Source organism: Ruegeria sp. YTSA105, from assembly GCF_059610225.1.
In genome coordinates, this window is sequence record NZ_JBXWNE010000002.1 from 202504 (window position 1) to 221608 (window position 19105).

Consider the following 19105-nt stretch of genomic DNA (forward strand, 5'->3'; position numbering starts at 1 on the left):
TTTTATCTATTCGGTCACGGTGACCTTTTTCATCGCATCCGGCTGGCCGATTACGGCTCCGTTCGGGCCTTCGCCTCGCTTGATCGCATCAACAACGTCCATACCGTCAGTAACCTGACCGACAACCGTATATTGACCGTTCAGGAACGGCCCAGGTTCAAACATTATGAAGAATTGCGAGTTGGCACTGTCGGGATCCTGCGCCCGCGCCATGCCAATAACACCACGATCAAAGTTATAGTCCGAGAACTCAGCTGGCAGATCCGGCCGATCCGAACCACCAGTACCGGCACGACGCATATCGCCACCCACCCGACCGTGTTCAACGTCACCGGTCTGAGCCATGAAGCCGTCGATCACGCGGTGAAACACCACGCCATCATACTGACCAGCAGCGGCAAGGGCGCTAATTTGTTCAACATGCTTGGGGGCAATATCGTCAAACAGATCAACGGTTACGGTGCCATTGGCCCCCTCGCCCTCAATCTCGATCTCAAGGCCCGTGGCCAGTGCAGGACCGGCCAGCAGGACAAATGCGGCGGCCAGCTTATACATCGGCAGCCACCTTGACGCTGATCATACGATCCGGGCTTGCGGGCGGCTCGCCCCGAACGATGGCGTCCACATGCTCCATCCCGTCGATAACACGGCCATAGACCGTGTATTGGCCGTTCAGGAAATGGTTGTCGCTAAAGTTGATGAAAAACTGCGAATTGGCCGAGTCCGGATTCTGCGACCGAGCCGCGCCTAACGTGCCGCGATCATGCGGCAGTTTTGAAAACTCTGCCGGAACATTCGGCAGCGATGACCCGCCTGTGCCTGCACTGCGCAGGTTGAATCCGTCTTCCATATCGCCGTGCTGCACGTCACCGGTTTGCGCCATGAAACCGTCGATCACACGGTGAAATGCCACGTTGTCATATTCACCGCTGCGCGCCAGTTCCTTCATCCGAGCGCTATGCTGCGGGGCCACATCTGGCAGCAGCTCGATGACGACATTGCCGCCCTTCAGCTCGATGATGATTGTGTTTTCGGGATCCTTGATCTCGGCCATGTGGCCCTCCTGTCGTTTATCTTGCGCAAATACCTATGCGCCACGCACGCGAAAGCCAAGTGACGCATTGACCTGAGGGCAAAATGCAGGAAAAGAACCGCCTAGATCGGTTGCCAAACACGAGGATCGCGCGATGGGCTGGAAAACACTGGACGATATGGACTTGAACGGTAAGCGCGTGCTGGTGCGCGTGGATATCAATGTGCCCGTGGTGGATGGGGTCGTGACCGACGCTACCCGGATTCAGCGCATCGTACCCACAGTACGCGATATTCTCGCTGCAGGTGGCAAGCCTATCCTTTTGGCCCATTTCGGACGCCCGGGCGGAGAGCGGCGCGAAAGCCTGTCGCTGAAACAACTTATCCCCACATTGGAAAGCGCTTTTGGTGCGCAGGTTCTGTTCGCAGCCGATTGCGTCGGCACCGAGGCCGAGCTTGTCGCAGACACTCTGCAAGCCGGGCAAGTATTGCTGTTGGAAAACACCCGTTTTCATGCTGCTGAAACCAAGAATGATCCTGATCTGGCTGCTGGCATGGCCAAACTGGGCGAGGTCTATTGCAACGACGCCTTTTCCGCTGCGCACCGCGCCCACAGCTCAACCGAAGCTATCGCTCGCCTGCTGCCTGCCTGCGCTGGTCGGCTGATGCAGGCCGAGCTGCAAGCACTTGAAAGCGCCCTTGGCGCGCCCGAGCGTCCGGTGACAGCGGTGGTCGGTGGGGCAAAAGTGTCAACCAAGCTAGAGCTGCTGGGCAACCTGATCGACAAGGTGGATCACCTGATCATCGGCGGTGGCATGGCCAACACCTTTCTGGTGGCACAAGGTATCAGTGTCGGCAAATCGCTGGCCGAAACCGCGATGAAAGACACTGCCGCAGAGATTCTTGCCAAGGCGGAAAACTCTGGATGCCAGATCGTTTTGCCGTGTGACGTGGTTGTCGCAAAAGCCTTCCAGGCCAATGCGCCGCATCAGGTTTTGCCCGCAGACCAATGCCCCGAAGACGGCATGATCCTGGATGCAGGCCCCAAGAGTGTCGCCGCTATCACTGAAATCATCAGCCAAAGCCGAACCCTGATCTGGAACGGCCCTTTGGGCGCCTTTGAACTGGAACCGTTCGATGCCGCAACGAATGCGGCCGCACTGAAAGCTGCCGCGCTCAGCCGTTCGGGCCAGTTGGTCTCGGTCGCGGGCGGTGGTGATACCGTAGCCGCCCTGAACGCGTCCGGCGCGGCGCGGGATTTCACCTATATCTCGACAGCAGGCGGCGCATTCCTGGAATGGATGGAAGGTAAAACCTTGCCCGGTGTCGCCGCGCTGGAACAATAAATTCAGCTGCACGGGTAATTTTGCGAATCGGGGGATTCACAAGCCGAATCACCTGTGACATAGTGCAGTCAGATGCCAAGCATAATGGCACGACATTGAGGCAGACTTCATACGGCGGTAAACAGAGTGTCCCGTTCCCATCGGCCCGGTTTGGGCTCAGTTGCTTTTTTCTCGGTGGCTTTCATGCTGGGTGTGTATTTCACCTTTGCTGCCGTCCAGGGAGACTATGGCCTGTTTCGACGGGTCGAGATTGCAGCGGAACGGGATGCTCTGTCGCGCGACCTTGCAGCGTTGAGCACCGAAATCGCCGAAATGGAAAATCTGACCCGCAGGCTTTCAGACACCTATCTTGACCTCGATTTACTGGATCAGCAGGCGCGCTCGATCCTTGGTATGATCCGCTCGGATGAGATTGTCATCCGCTGAGCGGGACCAAAATTCTTCGTCGGAAATCCTTGCTGTGGTAACGCATACGTCCCTACCTGAACGGTTTTCCGCGTGTCAAACCACAGCGCAATATTTCCACTCGCCAGAAAGCCTCAAATGTTCTATTAGATAGTTTAACGCTAAACTATCTTGCCGAGAGGGGGAGATCGCCACAATGGCTGCGCGAAAAACCACAAAGAAACCAAACGTTTCTGCGGAAGAACTCAAGACCTATTACCGTGAAATGTTGCTGATCCGCCGATTCGAAGAAAAGGCTGGCCAGCTATACGGCATGGGTCTGATCGGTGGTTTCTGCCACCTGTATATCGGTCAAGAGGCAGTTGTTGTGGGACTGGAAGCAGCCGCCGAAGAAGGTGACAAGCGGATCACCTCTTATCGCGATCATGGGCATATGCTGGCCTGCGGCATGGATCCGGGCGGCGTAATGGCAGAACTGACCGGGCGCGAGGGCGGATTGTCCAAGGGCAAAGGCGGTTCGATGCATATGTTCTCGAAAGAGAAGCATTTCTATGGCGGTCACGGCATCGTCGGGGCGCAGGTTCCTCTGGGTGCCGGTCTGGCCTTTGCCGACAAGTATCAGGAAAACGGCCGCGTCACCTTCACCTATTTCGGGGACGGCGCCGCAAACCAGGGGCAGGTCTATGAGACCTTCAACATGGCCGCGATCTGGGAACTGCCGGTGATCTTTGTGATCGAGAACAACCAATACGCCATGGGGACGTCCCAGGCACGTTCGACTTCGACCAAAGACATCTACCATCGGGGCGAGGCGTTCGGCATCCCTGGCGAGATCGTCAACGGCATGGATGTGCTAGCGGTCAAAGAGGCCAGCGAAAAGGCTGTCGCTCATTGCCGCGCGGGCAAAGGTCCGTACATTCTGGAAATCAAAACCTATCGCTATCGCGGACACTCGATGTCCGACCCGGCCAAGTACCGCACCCGCGAAGAGGTTCAGAAGGTGCGCGAACAAAGCGACCCGATCGAACATGTCCGCGAGCTGCTGCTTTCCGGCAAACACGCGACCGAGGATGACCTGAAGGCGATCGACAAAGAGATCAAGGAGATCGTCAATCAAGCCGCTGAATTCTCGAAAGAAAGCCCCGAGCCGTCGCTGGACGAGCTTTGGACAGATATCTACGCCTGAGAGGACGATTAAGACATGGCAACCGAAATTCTCATGCCCGCCCTTTCCCCCACGATGGAAGAGGGCACCCTGGCCAAATGGCTGGTCAAGGAAGGCGACACCGTATCAAGCGGCGATATCATGGCCGAAATCGAAACAGATAAGGCCACGATGGAGTTTGAAGCCGTTGATGAAGGGATCATGGGCAAGATCCTGATCGCTGAAGGCACCGAAGGGGTCAAAGTAAATACCCCTATCGCCATCCTCGTCGAAGAAGGCGAAGACGCCTCCGCCCTGCCCGCGGCTGCACCCGCAGCCGCAGCGACGACCGAAGCCGCCCCTGCTGCGGTTGAGGCCCCTACTCCTGTCTCTGCCCCAGCCGCACCTAAGGTAGATCTGTCCCCAGATTGGCCAGCTGATGCCGAGATGAAGTCCGAAACCGTGCGTGAAGCCCTGCGCGACGCCATGGCCGAAGAAATGCGCAATGACGGTGACGTCTACCTCATGGGTGAAGAAGTCGCGGAGTATCAGGGCGCTTATAAAATCTCGCAAGGTTTGCTGGATGAATTTGGCGCTAAGCGCGTAATCGACACCCCGATCACCGAACATGGTTTTGCCGGGATCGCAGTTGGTTCGGCCTTTGGCGGGTTGAAACCGATTGTCGAGTTCATGACCTTCAACTTCGCCATGCAGGCGATTGACCAAATCATCAACTCGGCCGCGAAAACGCTCTATATGTCCGGCGGTCAGATGGGCTGTCCCATCGTGTTCCGGGGTCCGAACGGTGCCGCCGCCCGCGTGGCAGCCCAGCACAGCCAGGACTATGCAGCCTGGTATATGCAGATCCCCGGCCTCAAGGTCGTCATGCCCTATTCAGCGGCCGACGCCAAAGGCTTGCTGAAATCCGCGATCCGTGACCCGAACCCGGTGATCTTCCTGGAAAACGAAATCCTCTATGGTCGTTCATTCGAAGTACCGCAGGTGGATGACCTGAGCATTCCGTTGGGCAAGGCCCGCATCTGGCGCGAGGGCACAGACGTGACCATCGTCAGCTTTGGGATCGGCATGCAGTTCGCACTGGAAGCCGCCGATAAACTGGCCGAGGACGGCATCAGCGCCGAAGTGATCGACCTGCGCACCATCCGCCCGATGGACACAGGCGCAATCATCAATTCGGTGATGAAAACCAACCGTCTTGTGACCGTCGAAGAAGGCTGGCCGCAAGGCTCGGTCGGCAGCTACATTTCATCGGTGGTGATGCAGGAAGCGTTTGATTACCTCGACGCGCCTGTCATCAACTGCACCGGCAAGGATGTTCCGATGCCCTATGCAGCGAACCTCGAAAAACTGGCGCTGGTGACCACCGACGAGGTGATCGCAGCCGTCAAACAAGTGACCTACCGGTAAGGGAGCAACAGACAGATGCCCACCGAAATTCTGATGCCCGCCCTGTCGCCGACCATGGAGGAAGGCACGCTTGCCAAATGGCTGGTCAAAGAGGGCGACACAGTCTCCTCCGGAGATCTGCTCGCCGAAATCGAAACCGACAAGGCCACGATGGAGTTCGAGGCCGTTGACGAAGGCACAATCGGCAAAATCCTGATCCCTGAAGGAACCGAAGGGGTCAAGGTCAACACCGCCATCGCGGTTTTGCTGGAAGAAGGCGAAAGCGCTGATGATATCAGTGCAACGCCTGCAGCGGCTCCGGCGGCGGCGCCAGCCGCCACGGGCAACGAGGCCTCCGCTCCAGCGGCGTCCGAAGCGCCCGTCCCCGCCCCGGCAGCGCCGGTCAAGGCAGATGGCGGTCGTATCTTCGCCTCGCCCCTGGCTCGTCGCATCGCTGCGCAAAAAGGTCTCGACCTAGCGCAAATCAGTGGATCCGGCCCACATGGGCGTATCGTCAAGGCGGATGTCGAAAGCGCAACCGCAGCCCCTGCTGTGGCGGCTGCCCCTGTACAGGCCGCATTAGCACCAGCCTCCACAGCCGCGCCAACCGGCCCCTCGACGGATATGGTCATGCGGATGTACGAATCCCGCGATTACGAAGAGGTTAAGCTGGACGGGATGCGCAAAACCATCGCCGCGCGCTTGACCGAGGCCAAACAAACAATCCCGCATTTCTATCTACGCCGGGATATCAAGCTGGATGCACTGCTGAAATTCCGCGGTCAGTTGAATAAGCAACTTGAGGCCCGCGGCCTCAAACTCAGCGTCAATGACTTCATCATCAAGGCCCTGGCCAATGCGCTGCAACAGGTGCCCGAATGCAACGCCGTCTGGGCGGGAGATCGGGTTCTGCAGCTGAAACCCTCGGACGTGGCCGTTGCCGTCGCGATCGAAGGTGGCCTGTTCACGCCGGTCCTGCAAGACGCCGACACCAAGTCGCTGTCAGCGCTTTCAACCGAGATGAAGGACCTGGCTGCCCGTGCCCGCGAACGCAAGCTGGCCCCGCATGAGTATCAGGGCGGCACATTTGCGGTCTCGAACTTGGGCATGTTCGGCATCGACAATTTCGACGCTATCGTGAACCCACCGCATGCGGGCATTCTGGCCGTCGGCACTGGCGCAAAGAAACCAGTTGTTGGTGACGATGGCGAACTGACGGTTGCAACAGTCATGTCGGTTACGATGTCGGTCGATCACCGGGTCATCGACGGTGCCCTCGGTGCGCAGCTGCTGCAGGCGATCGTCGACAATCTGGAAAACCCGATGGTCATGCTAGCCTGATATCTGGCTAAAAAAAGGCCGCCTCTACTGGGCGGCCTTTTTCTTTAAGAACCTTCAGATCTAGTGATCTTTGCCCAGCATATGATCCATCGAGATCGAGGGCTGGTCACATCCTGCTTCACCGACGATCTTGGCCGGAATACCGGCAACAGTTTTGCATGGTGGCACCTCTTGCAGCACCACCGAACCGGCGGCAATCCGGCTACAATGGCCCACTTTGATATTGCCCAAGACTTTGGCGCCGGCGCCGATCAAAACGCCATCACCAATCTTGGGGTGACGTTGCTCCTCTTCTTTTCCGGTCCCGCCCAGCGTGACCGAATGCAACATCGAAACATTGTCGCCAACGATGGCCGTTTCACCGATCACGATGGAATGAGCATGGTCGATCATGATCCCCTTACCGATTTTGGCAGCCGGGTGAATGTCGATGCCGAAGATTTCGGAGGACCGCATCTGGAAGAAATAGGCCAGATCATATCGCCCCTTGAGCCATAGCCAATGGGCGACGCGGTAGGCCTGCATCGCTTGATAACCCTTGAAATACAGAATCGGTTGCAGAAGACGGTGGCAGGCCGGGTCCCTCTCGTAGACCGCCATCAGGTCTGCGCGGGCGGCCTCAATCAAATGGGGATCGTCAGCATAAGCTTCGTCCACGATCTCGCGCAGAACCATCATCGACATTTCGTTCGAGCATAGTTTAGCGGAAACGCGATAGGACAATGCTCTGGTCAGGCTGCGATGATGCAGAATACAGGCGTGCACCAATCCACCCATCAGTGGTTCATTCTCGACCGCGGCCTGAGCCTCGGTCGTGATGCGATCCCAAACGGGATCTACAGGTGTGACATGACTGCGCTTTTCCAACATGGCTTTTGATCCTTTGCTGCGCCTAGAATGCCATTTAGTGGCTAAAACGCCAAACGCAAACCCGTGATCGGCAAAGCAACGAAAATGAATGAGGCTGACCTGAAGCAAATCAACGAGAAAATCCGTGCCAGGATGGACGAATTGGAGCGCCAGTCGCAGGCCGGGAAAGATGCGCAATCTGTTGTTGAACTGGATCAACAATCTATCGGTCGTCTGAGCCGGATGGATGCGCTACAGAACCAGGCCATGGCCAAGGCGCACCAAGTCAATCGGGACCTGGAATACCGACGCCTTTTGGCCGCGCTGAAGCGGATTGAAAGTCAAGAATACGGATTCTGCGAAGATTGCGGCGAGCCGATTCCAAATGGCCGACTTGAATTGGACCTCGCCGCAACCAGATGTGTCAGCTGTGCTTCTGGTTAATGCGGAACCGGATCAAATGACGCAGCACCGTCTCAAAACACCGGCAATACTGCAGATCATCGAATGAGGGTTCGGCGGCAAGGTGCCGGTTTCGCGCCGCAGCCATTAACGAACCGTTGCCGAACAACGGGTGTAGCCGCCCTGTTTTACTTACATGGCCATCAGCCGTTTCAGCTTCGGCAATCATACGTCGGCATAAACGGTCACGCTGATCGGGCGGCGCGTTCAACAAAACACGCGCCGCCGCGCTGACATCTCCGTGCAATACGGGCCGCACCGCGCCTATCCGACCTGCAGCCTGACAGGCAATCCGGGTCCGTAAGCCGCAGATATCTGCGAAACCGACACCTCATAAGACCCTGTAACAGTATCCGTGGCCTTCATGGATGACGTATAGTGCCAATCCGGCTGGGCAACGACCTCTTCGCGGATCAGGCTACCATTCTGCCGAACCTGAACAAGGTAGGCTTCGGTTTCTTCATTCAACGGCACATCCAGCCCGGACCAGTCATCGCCATCCAGACGTGTCCGCCGCACCCATGAGAACACGTCCCTCGAGCTGGATTGCTGCACGCGAAGATGAGAGGGGGCATAGGGCCGCAAACCATTGCCTTCAAAGGCCTCGACCAGATGCTCGTAAGAGGGATCTTCATACCCTCTGGTTGCAGGGCCAATGCGATAATGTTTGGTCAGGCCACGTTCCGACCGCAACAACCCTGTCTGGAAGACACGTTCGTCCAACAACACGAACATTGATCCTTCGGGCCAGAGATCGGGCATAATCGCATCTGTCCCCAGCTGACCGCGCAACCGCCCGGACACGGAGTAGGCACCTGTCGATTGCAAAGCCGCATCCGCGAATTGGAACACCTCCCAGTTGTCCGGCGTTCCGTCGCCAATCGCCGCAAGATTTGCCCCGCTTAACAAGGCAGACCGTGGACGGGACTCCAGGACGCCATCTACAAGATTGACACGTAAGGCATCGCCCTCGTCCCAAAGTCCGACACTGGCCCTTCGCATCGGGCTTTCGGTGAAGCCTAAAATGGCCTGCCCTGTTATCACCTGTTGCAACGCGTAATCCTCATCGCTTGATGCGGCGTACACCGCAACGCTTCCTGGCCAGGGGTCTGCTGCAACCGCAAGATATGGCGCATGCGGCACTTCGGAACCGGTGATCAGAGGCAGGTCCAAGAATACCGGCAGCACCGGCACCGGAGCGACAAATGGCTTCGTCGTAACTTCATCAGCGGGGGCATCTGGCGGTGTGTAAACGCCGGGCTCGATCCTGACAGCCTCGGCCAGTTGCATTTCGACCTGTTCAAGCCTGTCAATGCGATAGCGCGCGTCCTGCCCACCACTGACCAGCCGCACAACATCCCCTGCCCCGACATTCAAAAGCGAAGGCGGTAATGCAAACCTAGCCGTTTCACGCGAGACACGCGCCTCACACAGCCAGCGTTCCACCGTTTGACGCCCCTCGGCCCGCGTCATGGACAACGGCATCTCATTTACCGATACCGAATGGGTTTCATCATCAGGCAACACAGCCTCTTCCGAGGCTATTTCATGGTCAGCATCAGACTGAACAAAGCGCAGCCTGACACGGCCAGACATTTCCGCCTCAGCCTCGCGGCGATATTCCACGTGTCCGTCAATGTCCGAAGTGATGGCCAACTGCTCTTCATTCAGGGTCAGGGCACGTGCGCCATCCCGCATCTGAAAGATCAGTTTTCCTTCGCGTTCAAGCGCATCGAAACCATACCGCAGCATGAGCGGTTGCAATGCCGAACGGGCATCCGAAACCTGTTCAACCGCATAGCCCTGAACGGAACCGTAAAGGCCCGAGACATCAATCTCGGTAACACCGGCAGCATGGCAAAGCTCGGTCACAACAGAGGCCAGCGTTCGTGAGCCGGAACGCCCATTAAGCCAATGGCCGCGGGCATAGTTGGCCCCATCGCTCCACTGGCTGCGCAGGTTTGGAAAGGTCGGATAGGGCCGCGCATCCCACGCCCAGACATAGGCATTGGACACGTCCACCATCGGGCCGCCATAGCTGGATGAAACAGGATTGATATCTGCGTCCGACCAATAGCCAAGAACCGCCCTGAGGTATTGCGTCTGCAGAAAGTCGTCCCGAAGCCCGTTTGAATATTTCGGCAACCCGGATTCTGAAGATTTAGGGTCTAGAAACTTGTTGGGCTGGTTGGTGCCTTTGTCTACTGCCGCACAACCGAGCTCAGTGAACCAGATGGGCTTGGACTCTGGCAACCAAAGAGTCGGGTTATCGCTACGCACACCATTGATTCGCTCGTGATGCGGTTGTGACCACCAGTTGCGAACGTCCTTATAACGCCAGATCCACGGCTCGTTATGTGAACCATCTCCGATCGGCGTACGGATTTGTGCCGCCTCTTCTTCGGGCGAGGCATAATACCAGTCATAGCCTTCGCCACCTTCGATGTTCCCACGCAGATAGGAAAGATCGTAGATGGATTTTGCGCCGGCATCCGCATCCACGTGATCTTCACCGTCCCGCCAGTCGGACAGAGGCATGTAGTTGTCGATACCGACGAAATCTATGTTGTCATCCGCCCAAAGCGGATCGAGGTGGAAGTAGCGATCCCCACTGCCATCATTTGGCTGGTAGCCGAAATACTCGCTCCAGTCCGCCGCATAACCGATCTTTGTGTCTGGCCCCAGAATACTACGCACTTGCCCTGCCAAAACGCGCAGCTGCTCAACGGCCGGAAATCCGTTTAGGCCACGAATCTGGGTAAGACCGCGCATTTCCGAACTGATACAGAAGGAGTCCACCCCACCTGCCGCCTTACACAAGGCAGCGTAGTGAAGAATAAATCGGCACAACCCCCATTCCTGCGGGCCAGAATAGGAAACCGTGCCGTTTCCGATAACAAAATCATCCGCTCGCGCCTGACCAAAGAAATCGGACACCTGAACATCGGCCTCAGCCATCTGGTCCGGAGACCCGTCCCGCCCAGGCGCAACGCTCAGGGTGATGCGACCGCGCCAGGGAAGGTGGGGCTGATCGCTGGCGTCTGACCACGGATCGGGCAATCCGTTTCCACCGATCTGATCCATCAGGATAAACGGGTAGAACATGACCCGCTTCCCCTCTTGCTTAAGGTGTTGGATCGCTTGAATGACCGACGCGTCCGCTGGTGTCGCGCCATAGACGGGCTCGTTATTTTCCTGACGAACGATCTGGGCGGTTGCCCTTGTCAGCCCCGCGACACCCCAGGACATATTTTTGCCTTCGATACCATTTTGCAGAACCTTTGGTTGTATCTTGCATTGACCGCATCGCAGATCACTTCCGAACCAGGACACAACCAAAGAGGCGGCTTCACAGCCCGGAAGTTCACTTTTCAAGGCTTGTGTGGACGTCACGAGATCAGGCAAACCAGAGGTTGAATTCACATTGGCCGCCCAACTGCGGCCGCGACCTTTTGTGTAATTCACCTGCTGGGACGCCAATGCATATTCACCGGTCCCAGGCATTAGTGCCACGCCTCGTACAATACGTGACAGAGAATTTTCGGTATCAGGCAAACCAGGCTGCTCTTGCCGCACGACCTCGAACGAGAACTGCGGGACGCGGTTTCCAAAAGCGCCCAGCCTCAAATCTTCGATCACAATATAGGCGGTGCCACGATAGGCCGGGACATTTCCAGTACCTTCGATTGCTTCGATCAACGGATCGGGCAGCTGATCGTCGGTGCCAGGATAGACGCGCATATTCAAACTGCTGCGCTCAATCTCTTCGCCATCCGCCCAGACACGCGGAACGTCAGATATTTGCCCCGCGCCCAACGCGACCGCTAATGAAACTGAATAGCTGTAGCTGTTGGTGGTCGTTGTAACCTCGGGCTGCTTGGGGGATCCCTTGCCACCCCCAACCGATTGCGTGGTAGAGCTGGTGCTGCGGGCTTCCAGAAAATCCGAAGCCCAGATAACCTGCCCCCCGACACGCATCCGACCAAAGATGTTGGCGACAGCGGCGCCCTCGCCCGTCTGAGTAAGGCGAAAACGGTCCAATCGGCCCGTTTCTACAACTTCGCTGCCGCTGCCCATGACCGACTGGCTCATCAAACGCTGGTCGATGACACGCCCAAGAGTGGCACCAATGGCACGGCCGATAACTGCCGTGGACAGCCCCGCAACCGTCCCGCCAATGGCTCCGCCAACTGCGGCACCCGCCGCAGACAGTAATATCGTCGCCATCTAGATATCCTCCGTGGGGAACTCAAAACAAGAAACAACCCGCCGTCGCCACGGGTCGCTCAGGGCGCTTTCAACAACGCCATGTCCGGAATAAGCGTGAATGAACCGAGGGATGTCTCGACAGGTGCTGACAATCCCCAAATGCTTGGCAACGCCACTTTCCCGCATACGAAACAGCAACACGTCTCCGACCGAAAACCATGCCGGGTCTTTCTCGATAAGATGGCGGCGTGCTGCGGCCCACATACGCTCTTCGCCCTGTGGTTCAGACCAATCCATGCTATAGATCGGTACGGCCTCAGGTTCTTGCCCAAGCACCGCCCGCCATACGCCGCGCAGCAGGCCCAGACAGTCTGTTCCGACCCCTTTGACAGAAGCTTGATGAACATAGGGGGTACCAAGCCAGCTTCGGGCCTCATCAACAATGCTTTGCTTTATCGGGATCATCGTCTGCTGCCTCCGCGGTTCGCCCCGTTGTTCTTGGGAACGGCCATCACCCAATCTTCGGAAGGCAGGTCAGGAAAACCTTGGAAATTATTGATATTATTGAACTTCACACGACAGGTCGCCATGCGCTTGTCACAACCCGCGGTCAGCCTTACCTTGTCGCCCTCGGCCAATCCTCCGCTGATTGCAGACCACAGAACGACCGATCGACCTGTGTCGGTCTTTTGGTCCTTCTTGACCGCCCCCCACAGCCCAGCCGCACGGCCTGTCAGCACATCAAGCCGCCCACGTTCAAACCATGCCTCAAGGTGAGTTTCCGCCCCTCGCAGCTGCAAAATACTGCCCCCCGTCAAACCGACGATTTCGGCTTCGTCAGAATATCCCGGGGCATCGGTGTTGAACCCGCACGCCTTGTCGCCCAGCACGGCTGTGCAGGGCTTTTGGTAAATCCGGCCCAAAGGTCGGTTCAACTTATCTGTCAGGCCCCGCAGTTCGGCATGAAAAGCCCCACCTGCCCGTCGCAATTCACCAATTGATCCGCGGAACTGCAACATTCGCTGCGATGGATCGGCCCAGTTCACAAGCCATGCCCGCACCTCGGCCCCGTCGAAGCGACCGGATTCGATATCCTCTTCGGTTACTGCGACATCCGATAACGCACCCATTGCTTCCGAGTTATCAATGGACAGCCCCGTTGCCTGCTCGATCGCGGCCGCCGTCAGACCCGAACTTGCATTGAAGTCCAGGCCTTCAAAGCTCAGCTTCAGGTCATGGTCGGTAAAGCCAAGCTGAACACCGTCTGTGCGCGTAATCGCCCAACACCGACAGGTCGTTGTCAGACCGCTCTGCAGATGGGCCTGCAGGGCCTGTTTGTCACCAGCCATCAGACACGCACCTCGACCACTGGCACGTTCGGAACGTCCCCTGCCTGAAAACTCGCGACACTTGTCTGGATCTTGTCGGTGTCAAACCTCACTGGCACATCGAATTCAAAGCCGGCGGTGATATCAACCCGTTCAGGCGGAGGCGAATAGAACGTGACCAACCCCGAGTTCAGATCCACCTCGAAGTCGACACCTTCACGCATCTCATCCTGCTCGACGCCCACGCGGACGGTTCCCAATACGGGTTTGACGACCGGCCTTACATAAGTGAATCCACCCGAGGAATAGGTTTTTACCAGCTGGAATTCTGTCGCTACACCATCACCTTGCGCAATGATCTGGTCGCCTTGGGCAACTTCGCCCGTAGCCGCACCAGATTTGAAATCGGACCAGTCTTTCCAGCGAAATCCAAACATCTGCCCCTGCCTCGCCTCGAAGAAGGAGATCAACGTTTCGATGTCATCCAGGGACCGCATCCCCAAACCGGCATCATAGCGCCGCCGCGAATGCGCCCAAGGGGTATTGCGCTCTTCGAACCCGTTTGCCAGCGTCACAATATCCGTGCGCCTCTCGGGCCCACCGACCGAACCAAAACTCAGGCTGGCCGGAAATCTCACTTCGTGGAAATTCATGGTCTGCTCCCTGATCTACCTATTGCGATTGCCACGGCCCAGCGCGCGGCTCATCTGGGCCGCGATCTGGCTTTGGCTTCGACGAAAACCCTGCACGTCCGGGGTGGTGATGTTCATCACCACGTTCACCGCAGAGCCGCCGCCAGACATGCGCACACCTAATTTCCCATCGGTACCGCGGGCCAGCGGCATGATGGCCTCGGGGCCAGCCTCGCCCATCAGCCCGGTGCCCCCACGCATTGGAAACGTGGTTGGACCGCTGATCACTCCACCGTTGGCAAAGGGCATCACCCGTCCTTGGCTGAAGCTGCCGCCGTCAGCAAAAGGAAGAATGCCCTTCACAAAACCTCCGATCCCATTGGCTAGAAGGCCGCCGAAATGATCCGTGACCGGTTTGATCGCAGCAGAATAAGCGGTGCGGATCATCGAGTTCTTCAACACGTCCAGCGCATCGGACAGGTTCATTCCGTCCATCACGACACCATCGAACGCCCGTCGCAGGCCACCGGACATGCCACGCTCCAGCGTTGCAACATCCTTGCCCGTTTCCTCAAAGGCTGCTTTGATGCGCTTCATCTGCCCATCAAATGCCGCAGCCATCGATGCCGCATCACCCAACGAGTCGCCAAGCGCCTCGCCCCGCTCCTGCAGGTCTTCCAACCCGTTACGATCCGTCATCACGCTCTCCTTTTGTCTTGTCCGGATAGGCCGCCAGCAACGCGTCCAGACCCATTCTGTTCATCGAAGGCATGCCCGCGCCATGCCCCAGCATCAGCCGCAACTCGGCCGGGGTAAGGCTCCAGAATTGATCTGGTGTCAGGCGTAGGCTGAGGTATCCGACCCGCATCAATGCGGGCCAGTCGAACCCGCTCATGCCTGCCCCGGCACCATGAAGGCCCTTGCCAACAACTCGGCCGCAGCACACGCGCCGTGCATTGGCCCGCCCTCAATCTCGGCACTCAGCAGATCGGCGCGGGTGACATTGGCCCCGCCCCCCCGCAGCCCGGCGACGATAAGCGCCAGAACATCACCGCTGGAATAGGCGCCGCCTTCGAACCGTTGCACCAGTTCAACCAGTGTCCCTGTGCCCAACTCCCGTTCCAGTTCCGCCAAAGCGCCCAACGTCAGCTTCAGAACCCGTTGCTCTCCATCGATGGTCAGCGCCACCTCTCCCGTCCACGGATTGGCCATCGTTACAGCGCCGTAAAGGTCAGAGCACCGGCGCTTGCCATGCTCATTTCATAGGTCGCTTCACCATTGTGAGAGCCCGCATATTCGATGCCGGTCACCTGGAACGCACCTTCAACAATCCCGAAATCCGGGATGATGATCTGAAAACCAGGTGTCTCACCGTCAAAGAACAGCTGTCGCGCGCGCTCATCCGTTCCCGCGTCCTTGAATACGCCCGAGCCCGAGATCGAGGCCGACTTGACCCCCGCGCCCGACAATAGCTCGCGCCAGCCACCCTGGCTTTCCAGGCTGGTGACATCGACACTTTCCGCATTGAAACTGACCCGCGTGGCACGCAGCCCTGCAATGGTCTCGAACAGGCCTGAGCCGTTCATATCCACTTTGACCAACAGGTCTTTTCCGTTCTGGGCAGCCATTTACTCTCTCCGTTGATTACTTAATCGTCTTCCACGCGGGCGCGGAATCTCAGGTCGATCTGGCGGATCGCGCCGCCCGTTCCGGTCCGACGGGCCGAGGCACGTTCGAACCACAGCCCGACCAATCGGCCTCGATCCAGGGTCAGCCCTGCACTGTCCAAGGCGTCACAAATCGCCCCCGCCAGCGTTTTTGCTGCACCGAACCCGGCAGCTTCGGACACGACGGACACCGTGAAACGATGGATGGCACCGGTCCCCGATCGGTCCGAGGCATCGCGCACCTCTTCCGGGCCCAGCGTCACATAGGTTTGCGGAACTGAACCCGCTGGAACGGCGTCATAGATCGCTCCACCTGAAAGAGTGCTGATCTGTGTGTCTTCCGACAATTTCTGGTAGATTGCCGCCTGCAACGCGGCTGAAACGCCATAGCTCATACCGCCACCTCCTCATCCGCAAAGCAGATCAGGTACTGGCCGCGCGGGTCTCGCTCGGCGACGGCGCGGATAACGAAACGGCGTGTGCCTTCCGCAAACCGCTGATCCGGCGAGGGGCGCATGCTCGATCCTTCTGGCTTGCCACGAACCACAATCCGGTAGCCGACACGCGAAACCGGCAACCCTGCAACATTTCTCTCTGACCCGCTGCGCGCAGTGACTTCGGCCCAAACCGAGCCCAAGGCGACCCATGTTTCCAGATACCCACCGGCGCCATCAGCGGTGCGCACAGAGGATTCAAGCAACAGTTTTCTATTCAGCCGGGGTGCCTTCATTGGGTCACCCCTGCACCAAAACGAACCACACGATAGCGTTGGATCAGGCTGGTCACGCCAAAGGGCATACAGCCGGCACCCAACGTGGTCTCATCCCGGTATTCATAGTAATGCGCGGCCAACAACAGAACCGCCTGCCCAAGATCTGCCGGCAAGTTTGACCATTCCCCGGCAATACCGGCGATAAACGCGATCTTCACGGATCCGCCGGTCGAAATAGCGGGCAAGACAGCCCCGGCAGGGCGTATCCGCGGGCGCTGGCTATCGCGATCCAATCTGTATCTGTCAGACGAAACGGCGGTTTCAGTACCCGCTGCATCCGTCAAACTGACCGTATTGATGGTCGAGACCGGAGCCACAGGCAGCACTTCGCCCGCAGGGTCACGCCAACTGTTAAGGCTCCAGGAAAACTCACGCGTGATAAGTACCTTCCCGGTACGCGCCTCAATCGCAGCAATCGCCGCCCTTAAGAAGCCCTTGAGCACTTCATCCTGCACGCTGGCACCAGTAAAGCCTGTTCCCAGCCTCAAATGCGCCTTGAACTGATCCACCGGCAGCGCCGCATCCGCGATGGCGGTTTCTTCGATCAACATCATCCATTCACTCCGCAATCTCGGACCCCTCCGGGGCCGTAACTTCAGGAATTGACGGGCACGCGCCGCCCCACGTTGCTCGGACGGAGGGGAGCAGCTAGACAACGCAGGGGTCTCGCCCCGACCCGCGCCCGCCGCCCCGAGGGGCGAAGGCCCCCCGGGATTCAGCCCGCTTTAGGCGGTGCCGAATTTCACGAGTTTGATCGCAGCAAAGTCGCTGACATCGCCGCCGACGCGCTTGGTCGCATAGAACAGAACATGCGGTTTGGCGCTGAAGGGATCGCGCAATACGCGCAGGTCCGGGCGCTCGGCGATGGTATAGCCCGCCTGGAAGTCACCGAAGGCAATCGAGAAACTGTCGGTTCCCGCATCCGGCATATCTTCGGCGATCAGCACCGGATAGCCCATCAGACGTGCCGGTTCACCAGCAGCCAGACCGTCCGACCACAAGAAGCGGCCATCGCTGTCTTTCAGCTTGCGGATCAGACCAGCAGTTTTCGAGTTCATCACGAAGGTCCCGTTGACCCGGTACTGCGCACCCAGCGCATAAACCACGTCCACAATGGCATCCGCCTCGACACCGCCATCGATGCCGGTGGGGATATAACCAATGTTACCCCAATCCCAGACATCGTTGTCGACCTTGGCGTGGTTCAGAATACCCTTGGGTTTGTCCGCACCGTCGCCGTTGATAAAGGCCGAAGCCTCAGCGCGTGCAAACTTGTCCGCGATACGACCGGCCAGCCAACCCTCGACATCGAACGCGCTGTCATCCAGCAGTCGCTGCGAGGCTTTGGGCAGTGCGCTCAACTCGTGCAGCGGGATCGAGATCCGGTCAATCGACGGGGTGCTGGTTTCGCTCGCCGCAGCATTTTCATCCGCCCAGCCCGCACCGACATCCGTGTGGTCGATCAAAACATCGAACGAGTTCGCCTCGACATTTACGATCGAAGCAATCGAGCGGATAGAGGCCGTAGATTTCAGCACCGATTTGATGATCTCGGCGGTTTGCGGGTCAATCAGGTACCCACCGTCACTGTTCACAGCGCTCGAGAGCGATTTCACCTCCATCTCAAGCCCACGCAGGCCGTCATCCTCACCCGAGCGCACATAGGCATCAAAGGCCTTCTGATGCGGTGCGCCGTCCTCGATTGAGGCTGCAAGATGCGGGCGTGCCGCGATGGTTGATTTACGATCCAGCATGGTCAATCGCTCTTCTGTCTGTTGCAATTTTGTCTTAACTTCAGTCTTGAGGCCCTTGAATTCGTTCACGAAGCCAGTCATCGCCTGCTTCACCTCCTGAACCAGGGGCACACCCTCTCCGGTCAAGGCCGGGGTTTCGGTCTTGCTCATCAGCACTTCCTTTTTGGGGGTGAGGTTTCGGCGCGCTAGGTTCGCGCCAGCTCCTGCCGGGCGTGATCAAACACCTCGGCAATACTGCGCCAGGTGTTCTCGGCCTCGGGGTCCACCCCCTTTGCCGCCACCCGCGCACTGGGCAGCATCGGGAACGTCACCAGCGACACCTCCCACAGCTCCAGTTCGGTCAGGACCCGCTGGCCCTTGTCATTCTTCACGGCGCGCTTGGTACGATAGCCAATCGACAGGCCATCCATTGCGCCCGCCCGGATCAACTCGGCCGCCTCGCGGCCCTTTTGCGTGCTTTTCAGCAGACGGCCCTTGACCCACAGGCCCCGGTCGTCCTCGCGCACCTCGTCCCAAACCCCGATGGGTTGCGCCGGATCGTGCTGCCACAGCATCTTGACCCTTTGGCCCGCTGTAGCCAGCCCCTCAAGGGAACCGCGATACGCACCTTTCTGCACCACGTCACTGCCCTGATCCACCTGTCCAAACAGGCTGGCATAACCTTCGATCACCGCGTCCTCGGTCACCGAAAGGCCCTCTCCGAACCGTGCGAACTTATGCTCCAAATCCATAATCTTCTCCATGTAACCTGCTGAAT

23 protein-coding genes are annotated in these 19105 nt (G+C 58.2%); 6 read left to right on the forward strand and 17 right to left on the reverse strand.

The window, feature by feature from the left end; translation table 11 throughout:
• Positions 1-6: 6 nt before the first annotated feature.
• Both AC2FH2_RS03625 and AC2FH2_RS03630 read right to left on the reverse strand, forming a co-directional pair.
• The gene (locus tag AC2FH2_RS03625) at positions 7-555 is read right to left on the reverse strand and encodes a peptidylprolyl isomerase (RefSeq protein ID WP_142633219.1); all 549 of its coding nucleotides are present in this window, start codon (positions 553-555) and stop codon (positions 7-9) included.
• Positions 548-1054 carry a peptidylprolyl isomerase gene (locus AC2FH2_RS03630; protein ID WP_271947577.1) on the reverse strand — a complete coding sequence of 169 codons (507 nt, stop codon included), beginning with the start codon at positions 1052-1054 and terminating at the stop codon, positions 548-550. Before AC2FH2_RS03630 ends, AC2FH2_RS03625 begins: the two co-directional genes overlap by 8 nt.
• Positions 1055-1187: 133 nt before the next feature.
• Here AC2FH2_RS03630 and AC2FH2_RS03635 point away from each other — a divergent pair, with 133 nt between their 5' ends.
• The 5 genes from AC2FH2_RS03635 (at position 1188) to AC2FH2_RS03655 (ending at position 6675) form a co-directional block, all read left to right on the forward strand.
• Positions 1188-2378, forward strand: a complete 1191-nt coding sequence (locus tag AC2FH2_RS03635; protein WP_496693403.1) for a phosphoglycerate kinase — start codon at positions 1188-1190, stop codon at positions 2376-2378.
• A gap of 126 nt (positions 2379-2504) precedes the next feature.
• Positions 2505-2804, forward strand: a complete 300-nt coding sequence (locus AC2FH2_RS03640) for an FtsB family cell division protein (protein WP_185956602.1) — start codon at positions 2505-2507, stop codon at positions 2802-2804.
• 175 nt (positions 2805-2979) lie between these two features.
• On the forward strand, positions 2980-3969 hold the full coding sequence (pdhA, locus tag AC2FH2_RS03645; RefSeq protein ID WP_142633213.1) for a pyruvate dehydrogenase (acetyl-transferring) E1 component subunit alpha: 990 nt from the start codon (positions 2980-2982) through the stop codon (positions 3967-3969).
• Positions 3970-3984: 15 nt separating this feature from the next.
• Positions 3985-5355, forward strand: a complete 1371-nt coding sequence (locus tag AC2FH2_RS03650; RefSeq protein ID WP_271947583.1) for a pyruvate dehydrogenase complex E1 component subunit beta — start codon at positions 3985-3987, stop codon at positions 5353-5355.
• A 15-nt stretch (positions 5356-5370) separates the two neighbouring features.
• Positions 5371-6675 carry a pyruvate dehydrogenase complex dihydrolipoamide acetyltransferase gene (locus AC2FH2_RS03655; protein ID WP_281994465.1) on the forward strand — a complete coding sequence of 435 codons (1305 nt, stop codon included), beginning with the start codon at positions 5371-5373 and terminating at the stop codon, positions 6673-6675.
• A 60-nt stretch (positions 6676-6735) separates the two neighbouring features.
• Here AC2FH2_RS03655 and cysE read toward each other — a convergent pair whose 3' ends face one another.
• Positions 6736-7545 (reverse strand): serine O-acetyltransferase, encoded by an 810-nt coding sequence (gene cysE / locus AC2FH2_RS03660; RefSeq protein ID WP_142633207.1) that lies wholly within the window; start codon positions 7543-7545, stop codon positions 6736-6738.
• Positions 7546-7629: 84 nt separating this feature from the next.
• On the opposite strand from cysE, the gene AC2FH2_RS03665 reads away from it, so the two are divergent.
• Entirely contained in the window at positions 7630-7968 is a 339-nt protein-coding gene (locus AC2FH2_RS03665; protein WP_496688408.1) for a TraR/DksA family transcriptional regulator, read from the forward strand.
• On the opposite strand, the gene AC2FH2_RS03670 is transcribed toward AC2FH2_RS03665, so the two are convergent.
• The 14 genes from AC2FH2_RS03670 to AC2FH2_RS03735 all read right to left on the reverse strand — a co-directional run bounded on the left by AC2FH2_RS03670 (position 7949) and on the right by AC2FH2_RS03735 (position 19091).
• Positions 7949-8245 carry a DUF7742 family protein gene (locus AC2FH2_RS03670; RefSeq protein ID WP_496688410.1) on the reverse strand — a complete coding sequence of 99 codons (297 nt, stop codon included), beginning with the start codon at positions 8243-8245 and terminating at the stop codon, positions 7949-7951. The genes AC2FH2_RS03665 and AC2FH2_RS03670 overlap by 20 nt on opposite strands.
• Positions 8246-8250: 5 nt before the next feature.
• On the reverse strand, positions 8251-12213 hold the full coding sequence (locus tag AC2FH2_RS03675) for a baseplate multidomain protein megatron (protein WP_496822892.1): 3963 nt from the start codon (positions 12211-12213) through the stop codon (positions 8251-8253).
• The gene (locus AC2FH2_RS03680; RefSeq protein WP_496822893.1) at positions 12214-12660 is read right to left on the reverse strand and encodes a C40 family peptidase; all 447 of its coding nucleotides are present in this window, start codon (positions 12658-12660) and stop codon (positions 12214-12216) included.
• On the reverse strand, positions 12657-13544 hold the full coding sequence (locus AC2FH2_RS03685; RefSeq protein ID WP_281971927.1) for a phage/gene transfer agent baseplate hub protein: 888 nt from the start codon (positions 13542-13544) through the stop codon (positions 12657-12659). Before AC2FH2_RS03685 ends, AC2FH2_RS03680 begins: the two co-directional genes overlap by 4 nt.
• A complete protein-coding gene (locus tag AC2FH2_RS03690; RefSeq protein WP_281971926.1) occupies positions 13544-14176 on the reverse strand; it encodes a DUF2460 domain-containing protein in 633 nt (210 codons plus the stop codon). The genes AC2FH2_RS03685 and AC2FH2_RS03690 overlap by 1 nt, the downstream gene beginning before the upstream one ends.
• A 15-nt stretch (positions 14177-14191) precedes the next feature.
• The gene (locus tag AC2FH2_RS03695; protein ID WP_271947594.1) at positions 14192-14854 is read right to left on the reverse strand and encodes an RcGTA-type gene transfer agent tail tape measure protein; all 663 of its coding nucleotides are present in this window, start codon (positions 14852-14854) and stop codon (positions 14192-14194) included.
• A complete protein-coding gene (locus AC2FH2_RS03700; protein WP_271947596.1) occupies positions 14841-15050 on the reverse strand; it encodes a rcc01693 family protein in 210 nt (69 codons plus the stop codon). Before AC2FH2_RS03700 ends, AC2FH2_RS03695 begins: the two co-directional genes overlap by 14 nt.
• The gene (locus tag AC2FH2_RS03705; RefSeq protein WP_142633190.1) at positions 15047-15367 is read right to left on the reverse strand and encodes a gene transfer agent family protein; all 321 of its coding nucleotides are present in this window, start codon (positions 15365-15367) and stop codon (positions 15047-15049) included. The genes AC2FH2_RS03700 and AC2FH2_RS03705 overlap by 4 nt, the downstream gene beginning before the upstream one ends.
• 2 nt (positions 15368-15369) lie before the next feature.
• Positions 15370-15783 (reverse strand): phage major tail protein, TP901-1 family, encoded by a 414-nt coding sequence (locus AC2FH2_RS03710; protein ID WP_142633188.1) that lies wholly within the window; start codon positions 15781-15783, stop codon positions 15370-15372.
• A 20-nt stretch (positions 15784-15803) separates the two neighbouring features.
• Positions 15804-16217, reverse strand: coding sequence for a DUF3168 domain-containing protein (locus AC2FH2_RS03715; RefSeq protein ID WP_282027347.1), 414 nt, complete (start codon positions 16215-16217; stop codon positions 15804-15806).
• On the reverse strand, positions 16214-16552 hold the full coding sequence (locus tag AC2FH2_RS03720) for a phage head closure protein (RefSeq protein WP_271947601.1): 339 nt from the start codon (positions 16550-16552) through the stop codon (positions 16214-16216). The genes AC2FH2_RS03715 and AC2FH2_RS03720 overlap by 4 nt, the downstream gene beginning before the upstream one ends.
• The gene (locus AC2FH2_RS03725; RefSeq protein ID WP_271947603.1) at positions 16549-17148 is read right to left on the reverse strand and encodes a head-tail connector protein; all 600 of its coding nucleotides are present in this window, start codon (positions 17146-17148) and stop codon (positions 16549-16551) included. Before AC2FH2_RS03725 ends, AC2FH2_RS03720 begins: the two co-directional genes overlap by 4 nt.
• A 171-nt stretch (positions 17149-17319) precedes the next feature.
• Positions 17320-18498: a phage major capsid protein gene (locus tag AC2FH2_RS03730; protein WP_496822896.1), complete on the reverse strand. Its 1179-nt coding sequence runs from the start codon at positions 18496-18498 to the stop codon at positions 17320-17322.
• 35 nt (positions 18499-18533) lie between these two features.
• Entirely contained in the window at positions 18534-19091 is a 558-nt protein-coding gene (locus AC2FH2_RS03735) for an HK97 family phage prohead protease (protein ID WP_142633177.1), read from the reverse strand.
• Between the last annotated feature and the right edge of the window lie 14 nt (positions 19092-19105).